Genomic DNA, 25,145 nt, shown 5'->3' on the forward strand with positions numbered 1-25,145 from the left:
CAGCGGGCGTTTCCTGTGCCGCTGGGCCTTGGGCCTTCGACGGGGGTAGTACCCGATGCGAATCGGTGTAGCGATCGATGCGGCCTGCGACGTGCCGCAGGATTTCCTGGAGCGCAACGGCATTGCCGTGATGCCGATCATCGTCAAGGTCGACGGACAGAAGTTCAAGGACGACCGTGACCCGGTCGAGATCCAGCGCTTCCGCGACCAGAAGCTCGGCAGCAAGAGCCACTCCGGCGAAACCGAGCCCAGTTCGGTCGAAGACGTGCAGAACCTGTTCCTCGACCGCCTGGTCAAGGACTACGACTGCATCGTCTGCCTGACCATCATGGCCACCCGAAGCCCGATCCACGACAACGTGATCAAGGCCAGCTTCGCCATCCTGAAGAACTACCGCCCCATCCGCGAAGCGGCCGGGATCACGGGCCCCTTCCTCATGCGGGTGGTCGACACGCGGAACATCTTCGCCGGTGCCGGCCCGGTGATCGCCGAAGCCGTGCGCATGATCCAGGCCGGCAAGTCGCCCGCCGAGGTGCGCGAACGCGTGGCGCATATCGCCGACTGCTCCTACGGCTACATGCTGCCGCGCGACCTCAACTACCTGCGCTCTCGCGCACGCAGCAAGGGCGACCGCAGCGTCAGTTTCATGAGTTCGATGCTGGGGACAGCGCTGGACATCAAGCCGATCCTGCGCGCCCACCGCGGCGAGACCGGCCCGGTCGGCAAGGTGCGCGGCTTCGACCATGGAGCCCAGGTATTGTTCGAGTATGCGGCCAAGCGCGTCCAGGCCGGGCTGCTCGTGCCGTCGCTCTCGCTCAGCTACGGCGGCGATCTCGAGGAAATGCGTGCGTTGACCGGTTATCACGCCCTCACCCGCGTCTGCGGCGATGCCGGCGTGGAGATCCTCGAAAGCCCGATGAGCATCACCGGCATGGTCAACGTCGGCGAGGGCGCGATGACTCTTGGTTTCGCGTCCGAAGATCACGTCGCGGACTTCTGAGGATGCGCCTCGCGGTGTTCGCACTCGCCGCCCTGTCCCTGGCGGTCACGGGAGGGGGCCGTGCGGAAACCGTCTACAAGTGCGTAACGGCCGGCCAGACGATCTACCAGCAGACGCCATGTCCGAGCGGCCAACGGCAGGAAACGCTGCGCCTCCAGGACTCGGCGCCGGCGAACGGCGAGGTCGCGCCGATGCCCCAGCCACCTCGGCGCGACGAGCCGGCGACGGACACGCCACCTTCCCTGTCCATGCCGCCACCGCCGCGCATGTTCGGCTGCATCCGTGCGACCGACGGCACGCCTTACACCAGTGCCGACGGCCATCCGCAGCCCTATCTCGCCCCGCTGGGCGTGCTCGGCGTGGCCAGTGGCTCGCTATCGGACACTTACGGCAACCCCAATTCCGCCGTCGCTTCGGCCCCCGAACTCAATCGAGGCAAGGGTAACCTCGGCGCGATCGCGACGAGAAACCTGGTCTGGGTGCAGGACCCGTGCCGCGAGCTGAGTGCGGCCGAGACGTGCCAGGCGCTGCGCAGCGAGGCGGACGCCACGCAACGACAAATCCGCCGTGCCTTCAAGAGCGATCGTGCGCCACTGGACGCCAAAGACGCGCAACTGCGCGACCAACTGCAATCCTGCCGTTGAAACGCCGACCGTTCAAAAGCCGTAACGGAGAAACCCGCCGTCCACGGCGACGATTTCACCGGTGACATAGCTCGAGGCCGGCAGGCACAGGAAGGCGACGGCTCCCGCCACTTCCTCGGGCTCGCCGATGCGTCCCATCGGTGTGCGGTCGAGCACTTCTTCCAGGTATTCCGCGTTGGCCAGCGCCGGCTCACTGCGTTGCGTGCGGATGTACCAGGGCGCGACGGCATTGACACGGATGCCGTCTTCCGCCCATTCCACGGCGAGATTGCGCGTGAGCTGGTGCAAGGCGGCCTTGGTCATGCCATACGGCGATCCGGTGCGCACGTGCGTGATACCGGACACCGAACCGATGTTCACGATCGCCGCGTTGGCGTGCTGGACAAGATGGGGATACGCGGAGCGACACATCTCATAAGCCGAGAAGACATTCAGCTCGAAGAGCTGTCGGTATTCATCCGGCTCGTAATCGAGCGTGGCACGCGGCGTGTTGCCACCGACGTTGTTCACCAGGATCGACAGATTCACCTCGAGGTCGGCGACCCAGTCGAACACGGCGAGGCGATCTTCCTCGTCGGCGAGGTCGGCGGCCATGGCCAGGATCTCGACATCCGGACATTCCTCGGCGAGCTCGTCGCGCACCTCCTCCAACTGGAGCTCATCCCTTGCGACGAGCAGGACATCCGCACCGAGGACGGCCAGCTCGCGGGCGCAGGCATAGCCGATGCCCTTGCTCGCCCCGGTAACGAGGGCGGTTCGCCCGTCGAGGCGCCAGCTGCTGAGTCGTGGATGCATGTGAGGTCTCCGTCGGTGACTGAAATGGTACAGCCTGCCCGCGCTCCCACGAAGGCTTGAGGCCGGCGCGCGCTTGGGACACGATGGCATGATGACCGACCACGACGCCCTGCTTTCGATCGACCGCGCGACCGTGCTGCGCGAGGGCCGCACCCTGCTCGACGCCTTGTCCCTGGCGATCGCCCCGGGCCAGCACACGGCCATCCTTGGCCCGAATGGTTCGGGAAAGTCCACCCTGGTCAAGCTGATCGAACGGCGGCTGTATCCCCTCGTCCATGCGGACGGCTCGCCCGTGGTGCGTATTTTCGGGCGCGATCGCTGGCCTGTCGCCGAGTTGCGCTCCCTGCTTGGCGTCGTCTCGTCCGATCTGCGCCGCGAGTTCGAAGGCAGCAACGAGCCCGCGATGAATGCGGTGCTTTCCGGGTTCTTCGCGTCGCTGACGCTCGGCCTCGACCACGTGGTCGATGAGGATAGGCGACGGCGCGCCATGGAGGCCCTGCAGCGTGTGGGCGCCGGGCACCTGGCAGGACGGGACGTCTCGACGTTGTCGACCGGCGAAGCGAGGCGAGTCCTGATTGCACGCGCGCTGGTGCATCGCCCCCGAGCGCTGCTACTCGACGAGCCCTGCGCGGGGCTCGATCCCGGTACACGCCGACGCTTCCTCGGCCTGCTCGGCGAACTGGCACGCGAAGGGACGACGCTGGTGCTGGTCACGCATCACGTCGAGGAAATCGTGCCGGAGATCGGCCATGTGGTGATGCTTCGCGATGGCCGTCTCTTCGACCATGGCCCGAAACAGCGATTACTCGCCGACGACCGTCTCTCCGAGCTGTTCGGCTGGCCCATGGAAGTGGAACGGGATAACGGTTTCTACGGCGCGCGATTGCGCTGACGTACGGCCCGCGCGAGACTCGGCACGACCCGCCGAGGAACCGTCATGATCCGCACCGCCCTGCCAGTCGCACTCGTCCTCGCCTGCGCCGCCTGCTCGAAGCCGGCAGCGCCCACGCCGCAGCAACCGCCGGCTCCACAGGCCAGGGTGTCGACGCCTTGGGATTCCATGGAGGCGCAGAAGAAAAAGGCCCAGGACGTGCAGAAGACCGTCGACGATCAGGCGAAGAGTCAGCGCGAGGCGGTGGATGCGCAGACGCAGTGAGTGGAGCGGGGGGCTTTAGCGAGCCCCATCGCCGCTGAAGCGGCTCCCACAGAACGGCAATAACCGTGTCTACAGAAGAACGACAGTAACAGCGGCTCCCACAGAGCGGTAATAACCGTGGCTACCGAAGAACGGCAATAACCGTGGTTATCGAAGAACGGCAGCAACAGTGGCTCCCGCAGAACGGCGGTAACCGTGGCTGGCACCGACAAGAACAACAGCGTTTCCCACTGAGAGCGATCGCCACACGAGGCCTGCGCAGGTCTCGTGTGGGAGCCGATTCATCGGCGATCGCTCAGCGCGGCGAGCAGAAGCAATAAGCGTAAACGTGCGGCTTGCCGGCTTCCGCGCTGCGGAACAGAGCGAACTCCGGTGCAAGACGCGGCAGTTCGGCGACCCAGCCCGGCAATCGCAAGCCCCATGACAGCGCCACATGCGTTTCGGTGCTGTCGCCGATATTGGTCAGGAAGCGCTCGAAGGCTCCCATCGGCTTCTCGGCGTAACGCACGTTGAAGTCCTTGCCGAGACCGGCCTGCTGCGCCGCGTCGTGAATGGCATCGTCGAGGCTGCCGATCCTGTCGACGAGACCGCGATCCAGGGCTTGCTGCCCGGTCCACACGCGGCCCTGCGCGATCGCGTCGATCGCCGCGAAGTCCTTGCCACGCGCCTTGGCGACATTGCCGACGAAATCGCGGTAGCCCTTGTCGATGATGCTCTGGATGAGGATACCTACCTTCGGGTCGAGCGGGCGCGTGATGTCGAACGCACCGGCAAGCGGGCTCGTGCCGACGCCGTCGCTCTTCACACCGATCTTCGCCAGGGTATCGGGCACGGTATAGAACATGCCGAAGATGCCGATCGAGCCGGTGATGGTGTTCGGCTCCGCGTAGATGCGATTGGCGTTCATCGATATCCAGTAGCCACCGCTCGCGGCGACATCGCCCATCGAGACGACGACCGGGATACCGGCCTCTCGCGTCAGCTCGACTTCACGGCGGATCTGTTCGGCCGCGTAGACCTCGCCGCCGGGCGAATTCACCCGCAGCACCAGCGCGCGGGTGCGCGGGTCGGTTCGCACGGTACGAATCAACGCCGCCGTGGTATCGCCACCGATGCTGCCCTGCGCCTGCTTGCCGCCAGTGATCTCACCCTCCGCCACGACGACGGCGACACCCTTGCCGGTCTGCAACATGTCGGTGGTGGCGAACCCGCGGTCGGCGAGGTAGCCATCCAATCCAATCTGGCGGAAGCCCTGTTCCTTCTTGCCCGCGGGCACGCCTCTCTCGCGCAGCATATGTACGAACTGCTGCTCGGTGGCGACGCCGTCGACGAGCTTCTCCTCGACGGCGAGGTCGGCGAGACTGCCTTTGGCGTCGCGTACGCGTTCGGCGAGGCCGTCCACGTCTGCGCGCAGCGTGGCCGGCGCAATGCCGCGCATCTTCGCCACTTCGTCGATCCAGGTCGTCCACAATCCGCCTAGCCAATAGGCGTCGGCTTCCTTCGACTCGGGCGAGGCGTGATCGAGAATGAACGGCTCGGCCGCGCTCTTGAACTGGCCGACGCGGAACAAATGCACTTCGACGCCGAGTTTGTCGAGGAGGTCCTTGTAGAACAGGCGGTAGTTGGCAAGGCCCGTCGCCATCACGCCGCCCTGCGGATCGACGTAGACCTTGTCGGCGTGGGCGGCGAGGTAGTACTGGCCCTGGTCCAGGCTCACGCCCCAGGCGAGTACCGGCTTGCCGGATGCGCGGAAGCGATCGAGCGCGGTGCCGACTTCGCGCAAGGCGGCAAAGCCTCCCGCCTGCAGCTTGTCGGTGCGCAGCACGATCTGGCTGATGCGGCTGTCTTTCGTGGCGGCGTCGATCGCACGCACAAGGTCACGCACCTGGACCTGCTTCACGCCGTCGCCGGACATTCGCGCGAGGGTACGCGAGAGCGCGTCGGCGCTGTACTGCTCGACCAGGGCGCCCTCGGGTGCCAGCACCAGCACCGTCTTGTCGTCGACAGCGTTGGCATGACCTCCGACGAGCAGCGCAATCAGGAAGATGCCGAGGATCCCGAAGAAGATCACGTTGATGATCACCAGCCGGGTGATGTTGATCCCCCTGCCCAGGCCCCGCAGGACGCGGCCGAAACCGCCTCCACGACGGGGTGGCGGAACAGGTAGTGGGCGGCGTGGCAGGGGCGGCGGCGTGACGTCGTGACGGTCCGGCATCTAAGCGGGTTCCTCGAAGGTTGTGTCGAGCGTAGCGCGTCGGCGCGGCGGCATCACGTGTGGATTGGCAGGGGCGCCGATCCGGTATCTTCCGGCCAGCGGCCGGTGGCGCTGCTGCGCCAGAAGCGCAGGAAAAGGAGGATCGCCGCCATGCTCAGGCCGGCGATCAGGCCCATCCACATGCCACGCGCGCCCATACCGCGGGGAAAGGCCAGCCACCAACCGACCGGCACGCCCACGCCCCAGTAGGCGAACATGGTGATGCCCATGGGCACCCGCGTGTCTTTCAGGCCGCGCAAGGCGCCGTTGGAGGCCACCTGGATGCCGTCGGAGAACTGGAAGAACCCGGCCAGGATCAGCAACTGCGAGGCCATCGCGATGACCGCGGGGTCGTTCGTATAGAGACTGGCGATGGGGCCAGACAGGAGCAGCATGGTCCCGGAGGAAACGAACTGGGTGACCAGGACCAGGGCGATACCCGACATGCCGGCGTAGCGCACGCCGGTGATGTCCCGACGACCCGCGGCGTTGCCGACCCGCACCGTGATCGCCATCGACAGACCCAGCGGAATCATGAAGGCCACGGAGGCGACGTTGAGCGCGACGTGATGGCTGGCGGTGACCGTCTCGCCGAGACGGCCGATCATCAGCGCCACGGCGACGAACATGCCCGCCTCCATGAGCAGGGTGACGGCCATCGGCAAGCCGATATTGAGCAGCTGACCGATTTTCCCGATATCCGGCTTCGCCATGCGCCGGCGCAGGTTGAGATCGCGATAGTTGCGATGGTTGAAGACGTAGATGGCGAATCCGATGGTCTCCAGCCACAGCACGATCGCCGTGGCGATGCCGCTGCCGCGCGCGCCCATCACCGGAAAGCCCAGCTTGCCGTACATCAGCACGTAGCCCAGCGGCGCCAGGATGAGCAGTCCGCCGAAGCTGAAGTACATCGACGGGCGCGGCATGGACAGGCCTTCGGAAAGCCCGCGCAAGGCGAAATAGGTGGTGAGCGCCGGCGCTGCGAAGCAGATCGCATGAAGGAAGGCCGTGACGTCCGCACGCATGGACTCGACCACGCCGAACAAGGCCATCAGCGGCGAGGCGTGCCAGACGGCGAAGGTCATGAAGGCACCGAGAACCCAGGCGATGTAGAGCGCCTGATGGAAGATCGCACCCACTTCGCCGCGCCGACCGGCGCCGTCGAGCTGCGCCACGGTCGGCGGCACGGACATCATCGTGCCGAGCCCGAAAACCAGCGCCAACACCCAGATGTTCACCCCGGTGACCACCGCGGCCTGCGTGTGCGCGCCCTGGTGCCCGGCGAGCACCGCGTCGACGACGTTGGGCGCCATGGCGGAAAGCTGCGCGAAGATCATCGGGAGGGCCAGCCGGACGGTGGCGCCGATCTCACGACGCGCGCGGGCACGGTCGAAGGACATGGGGAAAGCACGCAGGGATGGGCCGCCCATTGTAGCCATACCCATGCCATCATCCGAATTCGCAAGGGGAAAACACGGGGTTGTAAGGATGAACGAACTGAAGCCGTCGCCCGTTCTGCTGTGCGCGAACTGCACCGCGGAGCTCCAGGGCGCCTTCTGTCACGACTGCGGGCAGTCCGTGAAAAGCGTGATCCAGCCGATGTCGCACATGCTCGAGGACGCGGGAGATCTGTTCTTCCACCTCGACGAGCGCATCGTGCATACGCTGCCGCCGCTCTATACGAAGCCGGGTTTCCTCACCCTGGAATATTTCTCCGGGCGACGCGTGCGCTACATCGCGCCCTTCCGGTTGATGTTCGTGTTCTGCCTGCTCGCTTTCTTCTTCATGCACCTGGCCATCGGCGACGTGAAGTTCGGCGGGGCCGAGGGCACGGCACCCCGCGATTCGGTCGACGCCTTCGCCAGCGCGAAGACCGCCGACGAGGTGCATACGCTCTACGACGACCAGATTCGCGAGGTGCGGTCGGCGCGCGACGACCCGTCACTCCCGGGCGCGGCCAAGGCGGGCCTGGGCGCCGCCGCCGGCGTGATCCGCGAGGCCGCCAACGCCCGCCTGGTCCAGCTCCAGGCGCCGCCGATCCAGACCGAGGTGGGCGAAACCGCGCCGAAAGAGGCATTGAGCCGTGGCCAGGAGCACGTCGACCGCTGGTTCGGTGCCCATCCGAACATCGATATCGGCTGGCTACCCGGTGTGGTAAACCGCCGGCTCAACGTGGCTTTCGAGCATTTCCGCGCCCACCTCATCCCCGTTCTCAATGGCGGGCCCGGGAAGGCGGAGGCCATGCGCAGCATCCTCGACGGCTTCTTCTCCGTGCTGCCGCAGACCATGTTCTTCATGATCCCGGTGTTCGCCCTGGTGCTGAAGCTCTTTTATGTGTTTCGCCGGCGGCTGTACATGGAACACCTCATCGTCAGCCTGCACAGCCACGCGTTCATCTTCATCTCCTTGCTCGGCCTGATGCTCCTGAGCTTTGCCCGCGACGCTATTGCCCCTCATGTCCCCCTGGCGGGATCCGCCATCGGGCTCGTCCAGTTCGCCATGTGGGTCTGGCTGCCGGTCTACCTGCTGGTGATGCAGAAGCGCGTCTACCGTCAGGGATGGCCCATGACTATCCTGAAGTACTGGCTGATAGGCAGCGTCTATTTCTGGCTGCTTCTGTTCGCCATCGTGATCGCCTTCCTGATCGGCATGAGCCACTAAGATTTTTTCCTAGCCGACAAGCGGTTGTACACAGGCCGGAAGACCCCTTCGCTTTTGTCAAGGTTTTATAGACGCCAGATGAACGGAGCCAGCGTCGCATTTTTAAGTGATTGAAATCTTGAAATATTTCAGCTTGGTTAAAATCTACCCAAGCTAACCCCAAGGGCCCAACCATGCGCCTTGGATGCCCCCCATCCGGAGCTCATCCACAGACTTATCCACAGGTCTTGTGGATAACACGGAAACCCCCTTTGGGGCGGGCACTTACCTCGGATTCCTCTTTTGAGGGATCTCATATCAGTCCAAGCCTATGGTGCACTGGTCAATCATTGACCAGCGAAATCGGCATAGCCCGTTAAACTAGGGGTCGCATGACCGCCGTCTTCCGTGTCGCCTTACCGGTGCCCCTCCTGACCCTGTTCGATTACCTGCCTCCCGAGACAGGGATTGCGCAGGCAGGATCGCGCGTGCGCGTACCCTTCGGGCGTGGCGAGATGGTCGGCGTGGTGATCGATCCGGCCGCCGAGGCGGCGGTCGGGGTCAAGCGCCTGAAGCGGGTGAGCGAGGTCCTCGACGAATCCCCCCTGCTCGATGCGGAACTCATGGCCACCCTGGCCTGGGCGGCGGACTATTGGGCCGGAGCACCGGGCGAGGCGTTCGCCAACGCCCTGCCCCTGGCCCTGCGTGAGCCGAAGCCCCTGCCGGCGACGGGCCGCGAGGTGTGGGCGCTGACCCGGCAAGGACGCAGTGCCCGCGATGCCCGCAGCCGCAAGGGTGGCTCCGCCGCCTTGCTCGAAGCGCTCGTCGACGGCCCCCGCGCTGCCGACGACCTCGCGTTCGCCCTGCCCGAATGGCGGGCCGCCGCACGCCGTCTGGTCGAGGCGGGGCTGGTCGAGAAGATGGCGCTGGAAGAGACCTCGCTGCCCGCCAGCCCGGCGCCCGGCCCCGCCTTGAGCGAGGAACAGGCGGCGGCCGTCGCGGCGATGGGCGAAGGCTTCGGTCGTTTCCAGCCCTACGTGCTCGACGGCGTCACCGGCAGTGGCAAGACCGAGGTCTACCTGGCACTGATCGAACGCGCGCTGGCCGATGGCAAGCAGACCCTGCTCCTGGTGCCCGAGATCGGACTGGCGCCGCAGACGGTTCGCCGCCTGCGCGAGCGCCTGGGCGTAACGATCGAGGTGCTCCATTCCAACCTCGCCGAAGGCGACCGGGCGCGTGCGTGGCTGCGGGCGCGGAACGGCACCGCCAAGGTCGTTCTCGGCACGCGCTCGGCGGTGTTCACGCCGCTGCCGCACGCCGGGCTGATCATCGTCGACGAAGAGCACGACGCCTCGTACAAGCAGCAGGAAGGCTTCCGTTACCACGCGCGTGACCTGGCCCTCGTCCGCGCCCGCGCGCACGGCGTACCGGTGGTGCTTGGTTCGGCGACGCCATCGCTGGAGACCTTGGGCAACGTGGAGGCGGGACGCTACCAGCGGCTGGTGCTACGCGGTCGACCCGGCGCCACCCAATCCACCCGCGTGCAGATCGTCGACATGCGCGCCCAGCGCCTCGACCACGGTATGTCGCCCACGCTCATGAATGCCGTGGCGGCCTGCGTCGAACGCGGCGAACAGGCGCTGGTCTTTCGCAACCGTCGTGGCTATGCGCCGGTGCTGCTGTGCTACGACTGCGGCTGGCATGCCGATTGCCCCCGCTGCGACCGGCCGATGACCCTGCATGCCGGTCGCCGGCGACTCATCTGCCACCACTGCGACAACAGTATGGCGGTGCCCACCGCCTGCCCGTCCTGCGCGTCGGCCAACATCAGCCCGCAGGGCCAAGGGACCGAGCGTCTGGAGGAGGCGCTGACGGCACGCTTCCCCGACGTGCCCGTGGTACGCATCGATCGTGAAACCACCCGTCGCCGCGATGCCTTCGGCGAAATCCTCGATGGCCTGCGCGAGGACAAGCCGGCGATCCTGGTCGGCACGCAGATGCTCGCCAAGGGGCATGACCTGCCCAATCTCACGCTGGTGGCCATCGTCGGCGTGGACGAAGGTCTGCACAGCGTGGACTTCCGCGCCGGCGAGCGCCTTGCCCAACTCGTCGTCCAGGTGGCTGGCCGCGCGGGGCGCGCCAGCAAGCCCGGCAACGTCCTGCTGCAAACCCACCATCCCGACCACCCGATGCTGCATTCGCTACTGCGTGGCGGCTACGCTGCCGTGGCCACCGGGCTGCTCGAGGAACGCCGACTGCTGGAACTGCCGCCGTTCGCCCATCAGGTGCTGCTTCGTGCCGACGCGCTCGGCCGAGCCGAAGTGGATGCCTTCCTGGCCCAGGCCCACGTCGCCATCGGGCCACCGGGAGACCTGCGCATCGCCGGGCCCATGCCCGCGCCGATGCCCCTGCGCGCCGGTCGCCACCGAGGGCAGCTACTGGTGGAGGCCGGCTCGCGCGCCCGCCTCCACGCGTTCCTGCGGCCGTGGCAACACGCGCTCGTCGCCCTGCCCGAGGCGCGCAAGGTGCGTTGGTCGCTCGACGTCGACCCGATCGATCTTTACTGAGACGACGCGGGGTTGCTGAACCGAAACCTATGGATGCCTACACGCCGGGGGCAATCGGCGCGACAATAGGGGTCTCCCAGGTAACGGAAACCCCAACGTGACCACTCAGCTCGAACAACTGCGCAAGATCACCACCGTCGTAGCCGATACCGGCGACATCTCGGCCATCGCCAAGTACAAGCCGGAAGACGCGACCACCAATCCGTCGCTGCTGCTCAAGGCGGCCGGTATCCCGACCTACTCGGGCTATATCGACGAGGCCGTGCAGTGGGCCAAGGGTCAAAGCAACAGCCGCGAACAGCAGCTGGTCGACGCCAGCGACCGTCTCGCCGTGCTGGTCGGTCGCGAAATCCTCAAGATCGTCCCGGGCAAGGTCTCCACCGAAGTGGATGCGCGCCTGTCGTTCGACACGAACGCCTCGATCGACAAGGCCAAGCGCCTGATCGGCTTCTACGACGAACTGGGCATCAAGAAAGAGCGCATCCTGATCAAGCTCGCCTCCACGTGGGAAGGCATCCGCGCCGCGGAGAAGCTGCAAAAGGAAGGCATCAACTGCAACCTCACCCTGCTCTTCAGCTTCGAACAGGCCGTAGCCTGCGCCGAAGCCGGCGTGTTTCTCATCTCGCCGTTCGTCGGCCGCATCTTCGACTGGTATGTCGCCAACACCGACAAGAAGACCTACGCACCGGCTGAAGACCCGGGCGTGCAGTCTGTGCGTCGCATCTACGACTGGTACAAGTTGCACGGCTTCGAAACGGTCGTCATGGGCGCCAGCTTCCGCAACATCGGCCAGATCCAGGCCCTCGCCGGCTGCGACCGCCTGACGATCGCGCCGGAACTACTGAAGGAACTGGACGAGAACACCAGCGACCTGCCGGTCGCCCTGAAGGACACCGGGGCGAAGGAAGCCAAGCCGGCCAAGCTCGACGAAGCCAAGTTCCGCTGGGGCCACAACGAAAACGCGATGGCCACCGACAAGCTCGGCGAAGGTATCCGCAAGTTCGCGGTCGACCAGCGCAAGCTGGAAGAACTGCTCGGCGCGAAGCTGTAAGTTCCGCTACATGCCATGCAAAAAGGGGCCTCGCGGCCCCTTTTTTTGGTCTGCGCGGAGTGACCATGACGTAGCCCGCAACCACTTCACCCGTTGAATCAGATGTCGCGAACCAATCGCCTCTTCGATCTCATACAAAGCCTGCGTGCTCGGCGCAGGCCCGTGACCGCCGTCGAACTGGCCGAAGAACTCGGCGTTTCGAAAAGGACCGTGCATCGCGATCTCGATACACTGAGGACGCTGGGCGCACCCGTCGATGGTGCCGCCGGACTTGGCTACCTCTTACGACCTGGCTTCCTTCTGCCGCCATTGATGATGACGGAGGAGGAGCTCGACGCCTTGTCACTTGGGGCTCAATGGGTGCGTCAACGAGGCGACCCGGCCCTGGCGGCCGCCGCGACAAACGCGCTGACCAAGATCGAGGCGGTCTTGCCCGACGGCATGGCCGACGTCCTCGGACAGCCGGCACTCGTCACGGCGCGAGTTGACGTGACGCCTCCGGAGGTCGCCGACATCGCTGTCCTGCGCCGCGCTATCCGTGAGCGCCGCAAGCTCATCGTGAGCTATACGAGCATCGCGGGACACGCCAGTACACGCGTGATCTGGCCTATTTCCTTGGCCTACTTCGACACCACACGGCTGCTCGCAGCCTGGTGCGAGGAACGACAAGCTTTTCGTCACTTCCGAACGGACCGATTAGACGCCGTGACGACCAGTACTCAACGATACCCCGCACAACGCGTCCAACTTTTAAAGGCTTGGCGGGCCAGCGATCCCATGAGGGGGCTCACTGTTGACGGAAACTGACGCGCCGTGCGCGCAATCTGTCGCTCGACCCGTTGCCTGCAGGAGCCCGCGTGCCCATGACGCCCATTGTTCTTATCCCCGGTTTACTTTGTTCCGCCGAAGTCTTTGCGCCCCAGGTCACTGCCTTGTGGCCATATGGGCCGGTCACCATCGCGTCAACACTGAAAGGTGACACGATCGCCGCCATGGCACGCAACATCTTGGCCACGGCGCCGCCCCGCTTCGCTCTCTGCGGCATATCCATGGGTGGCTATATCGCGCTGGAGATCCTGCGGCAGGCACCGGAGCGCGTCGTCAAGCTGGCTTTGCTCGACACGTGCGCCGCGCCCGAAGCACCCGAAGCAACCCCACAGCGCCGGGCTCTGGTCGCACAAGCGCGTGCCGGTGATTTCGGCGCGCTGCTAAAGCAGGTGCTTCCCCCGATCCTGTTCCATCCCGACCATCAAGACGACGAAGCGCTGATGGAAATCCATGTCCGCATGGGCCTGATGGTCGGTGTCGAGGCCATGGCGAGGCAGCAGGAAGCCATTATCGCAAGGGCCGACAGCCGCCCCCATCTGCCTTCCATCGCTGTTCCGACCCTCGTTCTCGTAGGCGATCGAGATATTCTTACACCACCGGACCAGTCCGAAGAGTTGGCGGCCGCCATCCCGCACGCCAGGCTCGAGGTTGTGTCGATTTGCGGACATGCCTCGACACTGGAGCAACCCGAGGCCGTAAACCGCGCTCTTATCGATTGGATCGTAGGTTGATCCTACCGAATGCATACCCTACTGAATCGACCTATCGGGCCCAAAGTGGGTCCGACTGATTCGTGTCCGCAACGGGTGAAGATAGAGCCGCATCCGTTCGTCTGTGGTCACGTCGATCTCATCGGCGGATCTTGAAGCTCAACAAGCGATCTACCGTCCTGCCATACGGCGGTCGGAGCATCGCCGAGATGTCGAAGCGCGACTGCCGGTAGACCGAACGCGCATGGCTGAAGGTGCGAAAGCCATCGACCCCGTGATACGCGCCCATGCCCGATGGGCCGATACCGCCAAAGGGCAGGTCGTCCATAGTCAGGTGCAGGATCGTGTCGTTGATGGTCACCCCGCCGACCACCGTGCGTGCGAGCACGTGTTCCTGCTCCGCGCGGTCGTTGCCGAAGTAGTACAGACTGAGCGGTCGCGCGTGCGCATTGACATGAGCGATGGCGGCGTCGATGCCGTCGTAGGGAATCAGCGGAAGGATGGGCCCGAAGATCTCCTCGCGCATGACGTTCATCGTGTCGTCCGCACCCAGGACGACGGTCGGCGCGATACGCCTACCGTCCATCGGTTCACCGTCGGGGCCGAGCACCCGTAGCGTCGCCCCTTTCGTCTTGGCATCGTCGAGGTAACCGAGCAGGCGTTCGTGGTGGCGCGCGTTGACGATCGAGGTGAAGTCCGGATTGCCACGCAGGCTGGGAAACATTCCCGTCACCGCACGTCGCAGCGCCTCGACGAAGGCTTCCACCCGATCGGCCGGGATCAGTACGTAGTCGGGAGCGAGGCACACCTGGCCAGCATTGAGCGTCTTGCCGAACATCAATCGCTTCGCTGCGAGATCGAGATCGGCGTCGCGGCCGACGATGGCCGGCGACTTGCCACCGAGTTCCAACGTGAGGGGTACGAGGTTCTCGGCCGCCGCGCGCATGACATGACGTGCCACCGCCGTCGCGCCGGTGAAGATCAGGTGATCGAATGGGAGCGCGGAGAACTGTTCGCCGACATCGCTGCCGCCGGTGATCACCGCGATCTCGGTGTCGTCGAAGGCCTTGGCGATCATCCGCTGCATCAATGCCGACGAACGCGGCGTAAACTCCGACGGCTTGATCATCGCGCGGTTGCCGGCGGCGAGGATGCCGGCCAGCGGTGCGAAGGTGAGGTTGAACGGGAAGTTCCACGGCGAGATCAGGCCGACCACACCCTTCGGCTGGTAGTCGACCCAGGCGCGTGCACCGAGCAAGGCCAACGCAGCCGGCGAGACCTTGCGCGGGTCGCGGCGCATCCAGCGTCGCACATGCTTCTTGGCGTGCTTGAGTGGATCGATGGAAGCGGCGACGTCGGTGATCAGCGAGCCCTGGACGGAGCGATGACCGAAGTCGTCGCGCAGTGCGTCGGCAATGTCACCCGCATGATCGACCAGAAGGCCGATCGCCCGATCGAGGCGGTCGATCCGGACGGCGGCCGACGGCGAGCCATCGGTCAGCTGGGCGAGCTTCTGGCGTTCGAGGATGGCATGCATGGCGCCGAGTGTACGGCGGCTAAGGCTGCTCCGGGCGGCGGCCCCTCGTGTGGGAGCCACTTCCGCGGCGAAAAGTGAATGTGGGAGCCGCTTCAGCGGCGAAAAGCCAACGAAGCGGCGATGCAGCTACCCATCGCCGATGAAATCGGCTCCCACAACCGCCGACTGCCGGTCAGGTCGTCGCCGACCAGCCGCCGCCGAGGGCACGGATCAGCTGCACGCTGGCGCGTAGCTGGCGGGTTTCCAGATCGATCACGCTGCGACGGGCGTCGAGGGCGGTGGTTTGCGCCTGCACCACGTCGAGGTAGCCGACAGCGCCGTTGCGATAGCGGTCCAGGGAGAGGTCCACGGAACGCTGTGCGGCATCGGCGGCGGCGCGCTGGTCGGTGAGCGCCGTGCCGAGGTCGCGCAGCAGAACGAGGTTGTCTTCCACCTGGGCGAAGGCGTTGAGCACCACGTCACGGTACTTCGCACCTGCCTCGTCGGTGGCCGCCTTGGCGGCGTCGACCACGGCCTTGCGGCGACCGCCATCGAACACGCTCAGCAACAGGCTGGGACCGATCGACCAGAAGCGGTTCGGTGCCGTCGCGATACTTCCCCACGCACTGCTCTGCCAACCGCCCTGCGCATCCAGCGTGAGCTGCGGGAAGTACGCCGAGCGCGCCACGCCGACGCGAGCGTTCGCTTCGGCCGTGCGGCGTTCGGCGGCAGCCACGTCCGGACGGCGCTGGAGGATGCCGGAGGGAACGTCGAGCGGAATGGTCGGCACCTTCACCTGGGCGTCGTTGGTCGCGAGGTTGAAGCTGGATGCGGAGTCACCGACGAGCACGGCGATCGCATGCTGGATCAAGGCGCGCTGCGCCTGTGCCTGGGTCAGCTGGGAGCGCGCATCGGACAGCTGCGTCTGCGCGCGAGCCACATCGAGACCGGACGAGATACCGCCTTCGTGCCGCGACTGGGTCAGTTCGAGCGCACGACTGAACGCGACGATGCTCTCGTTGAGCAGCGTCACCTGGCGGTCGAGGCCGTTGAGCTGCAGGTAATTGTCGGCGAGCTGGGCCTGCAGGCTCAGGCGTACCGACGCCAGGTCACCCGCTGCCGCGGCTTGCTCGGCCGTACCGGCGGCGACGGTATCGCGCACGCGCCCCCACAGGTCGACTTCATAGTCCGCCTGCGCGCCGATGGTGTACGAGTTGTACAACGCAGGCGACGTCGCGCCGCGCAGCGGACGCGTATCCGATTCACGATCGCGCTGACCGTTGGCGTTCAGCCCGAGGGTCGGAAAGAGCGCGGAGCGCACCTGCCGGGTAAAGGCCGCGGACTGTTCATAATGCGCAAGCGCGGCGGCGAGGCTCGCATTGTTCGCGATCAGCTTGGTCTGCAGGTCGTCGAGGCGCGAGTCGCCGTAGACCTTCCACCAGGCATCGCGATCGATGTGATCCGCCGGCTTCGCCTCGACCCATGGCGAATTCGCATTTGCGTACTGGTCGGCCGTCGGAATCTCCGGCGCCTTGTACGTGGGTGCGAGCGAGCACGCGGAGACACCGAGCGATACCAGGGCGGCCAGCCCACCGGCGCGCCAGGAACGCAGGCGGCTAAAGGAATCAGGCCTTCGTAGCATGATCGCCTTCCGCCTTCTTCTTCGGTGCGTTGACGCGCACGACGTCGCCATCGGCCAGGCCATCGGGCGGGCTTTCGATCAGACGGTCGCCGGCGGCGATTCCCGAGCCCAACTGGATCGTCTTGCCCAGGTCGCGGGTGATCGTCACCTCCTTGAAGCTGACCTTGTTCTGCGCGTCGACCACGGCGACGCGGAGCCCTTTTTCGTCGTAGACCAGGGCGCTCGCCGGCACGCTGAACAACGTGGCATCGCCTGCCACGTCGAACTGGACGCTGGCATACGCGCCCGGCAGCAACTTCCCCGCCTGGTTGTCGACGGACACCTGGACCAGCGTGGTACCGGTCGCGGCATTGATCGATGCCGAGGAAGACTCCACGGTGCCCTCGAACGTCTGGCCCGGGTATTCGGGCACCGTGAGCTTCACCGTCGCACCCTGCTTGATCGACGGCGCGTAGTTCTGCGGCACGTTGACGTACATACGCAGCTTGCGCACGTCGGAAACCACGAACAGTTCCTGGCCGCCACCGCCGGCGTTGATCAACGCACCGACATCGGTCTCACGCGCGGTCACCGTGCCGTCGAACGGCGCGGTCAGCCTGGCGTAGCTCTTCAGCGCCTGGATGCGCTCCAGGTTGGCCGCCGCAGCGGCGGCCAAAGCATGCTTGGCGTCGTAGTCGCCGACCTTCTCGTCGACTTCCTGCTTCGACACCGAGTCGGCGTCGCGCATGGACTGCCAGCGCCTGGCGGTGGTTTGCGCCAGCGATTCGTTGGCTCGCGCGCTCGCCAGATCCGCTTTCGCCTGCAGCAGCTGCTGGTCGAGATCGGGGGTCTCGATTTCGGCAAGCACTTCGCCAGCCTTCACCTTCTGGCCGATGTCGGCCTTCCAGTACTTCAGGTAGCCGCTCGTGCGGGCGAAGATCGGCGCACGGGCGTAGGCCTCGAGTCGCCCGGGCAAGTTGAGATCGCCGCCGCCCTGGCCGCCCTGGGGCGTGACGACATTCACCGTGGGCTGCGACTGCTCGTCGGTCCATTCGCGCAGCTTGCGGGAATCGTTCGCTCGCGTGGCGACCCCGGCGACAACGATCGCAAGGACGACGATCGCGGCGATGATGCCGGCCAGGCGGAGCCGGCGCGGCGGCGGGGTGTGCAGGGTATCAGGCGACATGGATGGGCTCTCCGGAGTTCACCGGGGTGGATGACGGGTGACCACGGCGCGCGTGGATCATGCTGAAGACGACGGGGACGAAGAACAGCGTGGCGGTGGTGGCGAAGATCAGGCCACCGATGACGGCGCGACCGAGCGGCGCGTTCTGCTCGCCACCCTCGCCCATGCCGAGCGCCATCGGCGCCATGCCGATGATCATCGCCAGGGCGGTCATCAGCACGGGGCGGAAGCGGACGAAACCACCTTCGAGTGCCGCCGCATGCGCATCGCCAAGTTCGGCAAGACGCTCGCGACAGAAGCTGACGACCAGGATGGAGTTCGCCGTGGCGACGCCCATGCACATGATCGCGCCGGTGAGTGCGGGTACCGAAAGCGTCGTATGGGTGGCGAACAGCATCCAGATGATGCCGGCGATCGCCGCCGGCAGCGCGGTGACGATCACGAAGGGATCGCTCCACGACTGGAAGTTCACCACGATCAGCAGGTAGATAAGGACGATCGCACCGAGCAGACCGAAGATCAGGCCGGAGAAGGCATCGTTCATCGTCTGCACCTGGCCGAGCAGGGCGGTGCTGGTCGCCTTCGGCAGAAACGTCTTGTTCGCTTCGAGGATCTTCTGGATATCGCCGGCCACGGCACCGAGGTCGCGATCCTGCGTGGTCGCGTAGATCTCGACCATCGACTGGATGTTGTACTGGCTGACCACCGCATTCGTCGCCGCGCGTTGCACCGTGGCGAAGCCGCCGAGGATCTGCGAACCCGTGTTGCCGATGCTCGGGCTGATCGGCACGTTCTGCAGATCGGACAGCGAATCGATGCTGTACTGTGGCGTCTGCATCACGATCGGATACGAAATGCCATTCTTCGGGTTGAGCCAGAACGTCGGCGCGATCTGACTGGAACCGGCGAGATTCACACCGAGACTGTTGGTCACGTCGCGCTCGGTGATACCGACCTGCTGCGCCTGGCTGCGATCGACGTTGACATTGAGCGTCGGATTCGATTGCGACTGCTGGATACGCGCATCGGCGACGCCGGGTACACGGCGGATCTCCCGCAGCAGCCGATCGGCATAGGCGAAGTTCGCCGCCAGGTTCGGCCCCCGGACCTGCAGATCGATCGGCGCCGGCGCACCGAAGTTCAGGATCTGGCTGATGATATCGGCTGGAGGAAACGAGAACGTCGTACCCGGGAATGCACGGGGCAATTGCTCGCGCAGCTTGCGCACGTACTCTGCGGTGGGGGCATGCCCTTCGTTGAGCGAGATCTGAATATCGCCGTCCTGGCTGCCGATGGTTCCCGTGTTGTTGTAGGCGTTATTGATACCCGAGCTGGACAGACCGATGTTATCCACCACGGTACCCAGCTCTTCCTTCGGGATCACGTGACGCACGGCGTCCGTCACCTGGGCGAAGAGACGGGCACTTTCTTCCACACGCGTGCCGACCGGCGCGCGGACGTGCATGAGGATCTGACCGGAATCGACCGATGGGAAGAAGTTGCGGCCAAGCATCGGAACCAAGGCGAAGGTCAGGACCACGAAGGCCATGAAGCCGATGACGAAGATCCTGCCGTGCCCGAGCGCCACGGCGAGGAGCCCGTGATAGGTCTGGCGAAGCTGCTCGAAGCGTGCCTCGAAGCCGCGCTGGAAACGTACCAGCGGATTGCGCGACGGCTGCTTGCCTTCGCCATGCGGATCGTCGTGGGAATGCGGATGCAACAGATACTTCGCCATCGTCGGCACCAGGGTGCGCGAGAGGATGAACGAAGCGATCATCGCGAACATCACCGCCTCGGCCATCGGCACGAAGAGAAAACGTGCGACACCGTTGAGGAAGAACATCGGCACGAACACGATGCAGATACACAACAGCGAGACGAAGGCCGGGGTGACGATCTGCGCCGCGCCGTCGAGGATGGCCGTCTCGACGTCCTTGCCCTGCTCCAGGTGCCAGTTGATGTTCTCGATGGTGACCGTCGCGTCGTCGACCAGGATGCCCACCGCGAGCGCGAGACCGCCCAGCGTCATGATGTTGAGCGTTTCGCCGATCGCCGACAGCGCCGCGATGGAACCGAGGATCGCCAGCGGAATCGACGTGGCGATGATCACCGTGGAGCGCCAGCTGCCGAGAAAGAGCAGGATCATCAGGCTGGTGAGCGCCGCGGCGATGACGCCTTCGCGGGCCACGCCGGCGATGGCGCCACTGACGAACAACGACTGATCGCCGATCGGCTTGATCTGCAGCGAGTCCGGCACGGAACCCTTCAACAGACCGACACGGTCCTTGATGCCCTGGATGATCGCCAGCGTCGACGCAGAGCCGTTCTTGAGCACCGTCATGAGCACCGAGCGGTTACCGTCCACGTGCACGATATTGGTCTGCGGCGGCGAGCCGTCACGCACATGGGCGATGTCGCGGATGTATACGGTCGCGCCATTGACTGTCTTCACCGGCAGGTTGCCCAGTTCGTCGACGACGGAGGGAGCATTGTTGAGCTGCAGGGTGTATTCGAACTGGCCGATCTTCTGCGTACCCACCGGCGTGATCAGGTTCTGCGCTGCGAGTGCGTTGGCCACGTCCTGCGCGGACAGACCGCGCGCCTGCAGCGCTGGCGGATCGATGTCGATCTGTACCTGGCGGGTCTTGCCACCGAATGGGAAGGGAATCGCCGCGCCGGCTACCGATGTCAATTGCGGGCGGATGATGTTCAGGCCCAGATCGCCCAGGTTCTGCTCGGTAAGCCCTTCGCCGGACAGCGCCAACTGGATGATCGGCACCGTCGATGCGTTGTAGTTGAGGATCAGCGGCGGCGTGGTGCCCGCGGGCAACTGACGCAGCAAGGTTTGAGCGACCGCGGTCACCTGCGCGTTGGCCGTGCGGATATCCACGGTGGGCTGAAAGAAGATCTTGATGATGCCGAAGCCCTGGATCGAGTTCGCCTCGATGTGCTCGACGTCGTTCACGGTGGTAGTCAGCACGCGCTCGAAGGGCGAGGCGACACGGCCGGCCATCTGGTCGGGCGGCAGGCCCGTGTACTGCCACACGACCGCGATCACGGGGATCTTGATGTCGGGGAAGATGTCCGTCGGCGTGCGCATCGCGGACAGCGGCCCCACGATGAGGATCAGCAGGGCGAGAACGACGAAGGTATACGGTCGCGAAAGTGCGATCCGGACAATGCCAATCATGGGGGACGGATTCCGAGCGCGATGTTGCGTCGCGGCGAATTTTGCGCCCGTACCATCCTGCGGCGTAGTTAAATTTTATTTAGGTGGCCGGGCACACCACGGAGAAAACCGCGCCTCGCTCGGTACCGCCCACCGAGAGAGAGTAGCCGTGCAGGCGAACGATGGCACTGACGATGGCCAGGCCCAGGCCGCAACCTGGCTTGGTCCGCGTCTCGTCGCTGCGATAGAACCGGCGGAATACGGCCTCGCGTTCGTTCGGCGGAATGCCCGGGCCGGTGTCGGCGATGTCGACGCGCGCATCGCCGGTCGGGTCGGTGCTTGCGATCAGACGCACGGCGCCGCCGTCCGGCGTGAACTTGATCGCGTTGCCCACGAGATTGGCAAAGGCCTCGAACATCAACTGGGGATCGCCGCGCAGCGGCGGCAAACGGCCCACTTCCAGTTCGAAGACCTGGCTACGATCTTCGGCCAGCGGTGCGTAGAACTCATGCACGTTGCGGAGCACATCGCCCAGGTCGAGCGTTTCGAAGCAGGCGCTACGCTGGCGGTCTTCCAGTTCGGAAACCCGTAACAAGGCACGGAAACGCGACAGCACGGTGTCGATCTCGGCCACGCAGGCATCCAGCTGATCGCCCTCGGGCTTGCCGTCGAACTGCTGTTGCAGGCGATAGAGCCGCGTGCGCATCCGGGTCAGCGGGGTGCGGAGATCGTGGGCGATGTTGTCGGTGACGCCCTTCACTTCGCCGAGCAGGCGCTCGATCTCGCCCAGTGTCGTGTTCACGGTCGACGCGAGCAGGTCCACTTCATCGCCGCCGCGAGTCACGGGCAAGCGAACGCTGAGATCGCCCTCGCGAATCGGCTCCATGGCTCGCTGGATCGCACGAATGCGGCGCGCGGGGCCGCGCGCGATCAGGATGCCGCCAAGCACACCGGGAATGAGGGTCAACGAAAGCCCCCACAGCAGCCCGCGGCGAATGATCGCGCCGACGCCGTCGATCGTCGCGCTTTCCTTGGCGACGACCAGCCGGTTGCCGTCGGGGAGTACGCGCGTGATGCCGCGTGCCCGGGTCGGTGTGTTGCGGGCGGGATCGACAAGGCTCGCCCGTATCGTCTTGACCACACCGTCCTCGGCCAGGTCCTGGGGCACCGAATGGATGTTGCCGGCGATGCGCTTGCCCTGCGGATCGAACAGGCCGACCCACATGAACCCTTGGACGTCGATCTGGCTGGCGGCTTCCACGGTCGCCGGGAGGCGACGCGGATCGGTACCCTCCAGGTAATGGATGCGGGCCGCGAGCATGCCGTCGACGACATTGGAGAGATAGCGCGAGGATTCCCACTGGACCACGCCCAGCAGCACCACGCACCAGATGGCGAACAGCGCGCCGTAGATGAGGATCAGGCGCGATGTGGCGGAACGCCAGGCGTCAATCAGCGGGCGCAATGACATACCCCGAGCCACGCACCGTACGGATGAGCGGCACCTGGCCGGCCCCGTCGATCTTTCGACGGAGGCGACCGATATGGACGTCGATCACGTTGGTACCCGGATCGAAATGAAAACCCCACACATGCTCGAAGATCATCTGGCGCGTCACGACCTGGCCGGCGTTACGCATCAGGAACTCGAGCAGGCGGAATTCGGTAGGCAACAGGGTGAGCGGCTGTCCGTTGCGCAGGGCATTGTGGCGAACCAGGTCCAGCTCGAGATCGGAAACGCGTAAGCGGTTGGTGTTGGCGCTGGGTTGCCGCCGACGCAGGAGCACCTCGGCACGCGCGGACAGTTCGTCCGGCGAGAACGGCTTGGTCAGGTAGTCGTCGCCACCGGCGCGCAGGCCACGCACACGCTCGTCGACGTCGGACAGCGCGCTGATCATCAGCACAGGGGTGTCGATCGAGCGCTCGCGCAGGGCAAGCACCACGTCGATGCCGTCCATGCCAGGAAGCATGCGGTCCAGGGTGATGATGTCGAAGCCGTCTTCGAGCGCGCGGGTGAGACCGTCGCGCCCATTGGCTACCCACTCGGCCGTGAGGCCGTGTGCGCCCAGTTCCGCGACGATATCGCGGGCGGTGACTTCATCGTCTTCGATGACCAGTGCCCTGGGCATCCTCTGCACTCCGTAGGGGGACAACGGAAAACGGCCCCACCAAGGGGGCCGTTCCGGATCTTACGCCCAACGACGCACTCAGGCGGCGATGGCGACGCGCATCTTCTTCATGGCGTTCGCTTCGATCTGGCGGATGCGCTCGGCGGAAACACCGTATTCGTCGGCAAGATCCTGCAGCGTGGCCTTGTTGTCTTCGGCCAGCCAGCGACGCTGGATGATGTCGCGCGAGCGGGCATCCAGGTTGCCGAGCGCCGAGGACAGCGCGCCCATCTGGTTGTTGCTCGCGTCTTCCTCGGCGAGGTTGTCGTACGGATCCGCGCCTTCGTCGACGAGGAAGGCGGCCGGAGCCGGCTTGTCGTCGTCATCGGCGTCGGCAGGTGCCTCGAAGCCGACATCACGGCCGGACAGACGCGACTCCATTTCGCGAACCGTCGCCTCGGGGACGCCCAGATCCTGGGCAACCACGCGGACTTCCTCGGCATTCATCCAACCCAGGCGCTTCTTGCTCTTGCGCAGGTTGAAGAACAGCTTGCGCTGGGCCTTGGTGGTAGCGACCTTCACGATGCGCCAGTTGCGCAGGATGAACTCGTGCATTTCGGCACGGATCCAGTGCACCGCGAAGCTGACCAGGCGAACGCCCTGGTCCGGGTCGAAGCGCTTAACGGCCTTCATCAGGCCGATGTTGCCTTCCTGGATGAGGTCCGAAAGCTGCAGGCCGTAGCCGTTGTAGCCGCGGGCGACATGGACCACGAAACGCAGGTGGGACATAACGAGCTGCTTGGCGGCGTCGAGATCGGCGTCGTCACGGAAGCGGCGCGCCAGCGACTGCTCCTCGTCAAGGCTGAGCACCGGGATGCGATGGACCGCCGAGATGTAGGAATCCAGACTGCCAACGACGCTCGGGAGCCCGTAGTTACGGGTGGCGAGGACCTGAGACATGTGTGGAACCTCCTGAAAACTGATGTGCAGATTAGCAGTCCCGATGTGAGAGTGCTAAGTCGCGCCGAAGTTCATATCGGTTAACTGTACGCTATGGTACAGAAATACCCCCGGGATGTCCAGAGGGTATCCCAGACGGTTCAGGAGGCAGACGGCTGCCCGGCCGCGGAAGACGCGGCGACAAGGGCGGGCCAGGCTATGTGGCCGTCGCGCTTAGGATTGTTGGGGCTGGGAGCCTGGCTTTAAAGGGCGTCAGAGCCCGGAACGCGACGGCAACGACCAGTCGATCGGCGCCTCGCCTCGCGATTCCAGGTAGGCGTTGGCCTTGGCAAAGTGGCCGCAGCCGAGAAACCCCCGATGCGCCGACAGCGGCGACGGATGCACGCTGCGCAGAACGAGGTGGCGCTTGCCGTCGATCAGCTGCCCCTTCTTCTGGGCGTGGCTGCCCCACAGCAGGAAAACCAGGCCCTCGCGCTCACGATTCAGTGCGTCGATGGCGGCATCGGTAAAACCTTCCCAGCCTTTTCCCTGGTGCGACGCGGCCTGCCCCGCCTCGACCGTGAGCACGGCGTTGAGCAGGAGCACGCCACGATCCGCCCACGGGGTCAGGCAGCCATGGTCGGGGCGAGACAGGCCCAGGCTCGCCTCGATCTCCTTGAACATGTTCTGCAGCGATGGCGGAACACGCACGCCAGGACGCACCGAGAAGCTCAGGCCGTGTGCCTGGCCGGGTCCGTGATACGGGTCCTGGCCAAGGATGACCACGCGCACCTTGTCGAAGGGCGTGTGCTCGAAGGCATTGAAGATGTCGGGGCCTGGCGGATAGATGTCCTTGCCGGCAGCCTTCTGCTCGCGCAGGAAAGCCGACAGCGCGAGCATGTCCGGCCGATCGAGGTAGGCGCCGATCCGCTGCTTCCACGAGGCTTCGAGGCGCACGCGC

At 65.3% G+C, this 25,145-nt stretch carries 20 protein-coding genes; 9 read left to right on the top strand and 11 right to left on the bottom strand.

Translation table 11 applies throughout. The annotated features are described in order from the left end of the window. Nucleotides 1–55: 55 nt before the first annotated feature. Nucleotides 56–1,000: a DegV family protein gene (locus VM621_RS15605; protein ID WP_325469888.1), complete on the top strand. Its 945-nt coding sequence runs from the start codon at nucleotides 56–58 to the stop codon at nucleotides 998–1,000. A 2-nt stretch (nucleotides 1,001–1,002) separates the two neighbouring features. After that, nucleotides 1,003–1,644 carry a DUF4124 domain-containing protein gene (locus tag VM621_RS15610; RefSeq protein ID WP_325469889.1) on the top strand — a complete coding sequence of 214 codons (642 nt, stop codon included), beginning with the start codon at nucleotides 1,003–1,005 and terminating at the stop codon, nucleotides 1,642–1,644. Nucleotides 1,645–1,656: 12 nt separating this feature from the next. Here the strand turns inward: VM621_RS15610 and VM621_RS15615 are convergent, their stop codons facing one another. Beyond that, complete coding sequence (locus VM621_RS15615) at nucleotides 1,657–2,439, bottom strand: SDR family oxidoreductase (RefSeq protein ID WP_325469890.1); 783 nt, start codon at nucleotides 2,437–2,439, stop codon at nucleotides 1,657–1,659. 91 nt (nucleotides 2,440–2,530) lie between these two features. Between VM621_RS15615 and VM621_RS15620 the strand changes: the two genes are divergently transcribed. After that, nucleotides 2,531–3,331 carry an ABC transporter ATP-binding protein gene (locus VM621_RS15620; protein ID WP_325469891.1) on the top strand — a complete coding sequence of 267 codons (801 nt, stop codon included), beginning with the start codon at nucleotides 2,531–2,533 and terminating at the stop codon, nucleotides 3,329–3,331. A gap of 45 nt (nucleotides 3,332–3,376) precedes the next feature. Further along, nucleotides 3,377–3,595 (top strand): hypothetical protein, encoded by a 219-nt coding sequence (locus VM621_RS15625; protein WP_325469892.1) that lies wholly within the window; start codon nucleotides 3,377–3,379, stop codon nucleotides 3,593–3,595. A gap of 295 nt (nucleotides 3,596–3,890) precedes the next feature. On the opposite strand, the gene sppA is transcribed toward VM621_RS15625, so the two are convergent. Both sppA and VM621_RS15635 read right to left on the bottom strand, forming a co-directional pair. Then, a complete protein-coding gene (sppA, locus tag VM621_RS15630) occupies nucleotides 3,891–5,810 on the bottom strand; it encodes a signal peptide peptidase SppA (RefSeq protein ID WP_325469893.1) in 1,920 nt (639 codons plus the stop codon). Between the two features lie 53 nt (nucleotides 5,811–5,863). Then, nucleotides 5,864–7,294: an MATE family efflux transporter gene (locus tag VM621_RS15635; RefSeq protein WP_414674552.1), complete on the bottom strand. Its 1,431-nt coding sequence runs from the start codon at nucleotides 7,292–7,294 to the stop codon at nucleotides 5,864–5,866. 43 nt (nucleotides 7,295–7,337) lie between these two features. Here VM621_RS15635 and VM621_RS15640 point away from each other — a divergent pair, with 43 nt between their 5' ends. The 5 genes from VM621_RS15640 (at nucleotide 7,338) to VM621_RS15660 (ending at nucleotide 13,666) form a co-directional block, all read left to right on the top strand. Further along, nucleotides 7,338–8,510, top strand: coding sequence for a DUF3667 domain-containing protein (locus tag VM621_RS15640; protein ID WP_325469894.1), 1,173 nt, complete (start codon nucleotides 7,338–7,340; stop codon nucleotides 8,508–8,510). A gap of 371 nt (nucleotides 8,511–8,881) precedes the next feature. After that, nucleotides 8,882–11,056, top strand: coding sequence for a primosomal protein N' (locus VM621_RS15645; RefSeq protein WP_325469895.1), 2,175 nt, complete (start codon nucleotides 8,882–8,884; stop codon nucleotides 11,054–11,056). A 97-nt stretch (nucleotides 11,057–11,153) separates the two neighbouring features. Continuing rightward, entirely contained in the window at nucleotides 11,154–12,107 is a 954-nt protein-coding gene (gene tal, locus VM621_RS15650; RefSeq protein WP_325469896.1) for a transaldolase, read from the top strand. 102 nt (nucleotides 12,108–12,209) lie between these two features. Then, nucleotides 12,210–12,914 (top strand): YafY family protein, encoded by a 705-nt coding sequence (locus tag VM621_RS15655; protein WP_325469897.1) that lies wholly within the window; start codon nucleotides 12,210–12,212, stop codon nucleotides 12,912–12,914. A 56-nt stretch (nucleotides 12,915–12,970) separates the two neighbouring features. Next, nucleotides 12,971–13,666 (top strand): alpha/beta fold hydrolase, encoded by a 696-nt coding sequence (locus VM621_RS15660; RefSeq protein ID WP_325469898.1) that lies wholly within the window; start codon nucleotides 12,971–12,973, stop codon nucleotides 13,664–13,666. A 118-nt stretch (nucleotides 13,667–13,784) separates the two neighbouring features. Here VM621_RS15660 and VM621_RS15665 read toward each other — a convergent pair whose 3' ends face one another. The 8 genes from VM621_RS15665 to ung form a co-directional block, all read right to left on the bottom strand. Beyond that, nucleotides 13,785–15,182: a coniferyl aldehyde dehydrogenase gene (locus tag VM621_RS15665; protein ID WP_325469899.1), complete on the bottom strand. Its 1,398-nt coding sequence runs from the start codon at nucleotides 15,180–15,182 to the stop codon at nucleotides 13,785–13,787. Nucleotides 15,183–15,354: 172 nt separating this feature from the next. Then, nucleotides 15,355–16,803 (bottom strand): efflux transporter outer membrane subunit, encoded by a 1,449-nt coding sequence (locus VM621_RS15670; protein WP_325469900.1) that lies wholly within the window; start codon nucleotides 16,801–16,803, stop codon nucleotides 15,355–15,357. Further along, nucleotides 16,787–17,968, bottom strand: coding sequence for an efflux RND transporter periplasmic adaptor subunit (locus VM621_RS15675; protein ID WP_325469901.1), 1,182 nt, complete (start codon nucleotides 17,966–17,968; stop codon nucleotides 16,787–16,789). The genes VM621_RS15670 and VM621_RS15675 overlap by 17 nt, the downstream gene beginning before the upstream one ends. After that, nucleotides 17,958–21,158 carry an efflux RND transporter permease subunit gene (locus VM621_RS15680; protein WP_325469902.1) on the bottom strand — a complete coding sequence of 1,067 codons (3,201 nt, stop codon included), beginning with the start codon at nucleotides 21,156–21,158 and terminating at the stop codon, nucleotides 17,958–17,960. Before VM621_RS15680 ends, VM621_RS15675 begins: the two co-directional genes overlap by 11 nt. A gap of 79 nt (nucleotides 21,159–21,237) precedes the next feature. Beyond that, nucleotides 21,238–22,608, bottom strand: a complete 1,371-nt coding sequence (locus VM621_RS15685) for a HAMP domain-containing sensor histidine kinase (RefSeq protein ID WP_325469903.1) — start codon at nucleotides 22,606–22,608, stop codon at nucleotides 21,238–21,240. Then, nucleotides 22,586–23,266, bottom strand: a complete 681-nt coding sequence (locus tag VM621_RS15690) for a response regulator transcription factor (protein WP_325469904.1) — start codon at nucleotides 23,264–23,266, stop codon at nucleotides 22,586–22,588. The genes VM621_RS15685 and VM621_RS15690 overlap by 23 nt, the downstream gene beginning before the upstream one ends. 78 nt (nucleotides 23,267–23,344) lie before the next feature. Next, on the bottom strand, nucleotides 23,345–24,205 hold the full coding sequence (rpoH, locus tag VM621_RS15695) for an RNA polymerase sigma factor RpoH (protein WP_325469905.1): 861 nt from the start codon (nucleotides 24,203–24,205) through the stop codon (nucleotides 23,345–23,347). 252 nt (nucleotides 24,206–24,457) lie between these two features. Next, nucleotides 24,458–25,141, bottom strand: a complete 684-nt coding sequence (gene ung, locus VM621_RS15700) for a uracil-DNA glycosylase (protein ID WP_414674553.1) — start codon at nucleotides 25,139–25,141, stop codon at nucleotides 24,458–24,460. Nucleotides 25,142–25,145: the final 4 nt, after the last annotated feature.

It is taken from the genome of Luteibacter sp. (assembly GCF_035539195.1).
Taxonomy (GTDB): domain Bacteria; phylum Pseudomonadota; class Gammaproteobacteria; order Xanthomonadales; family Rhodanobacteraceae; genus Luteibacter.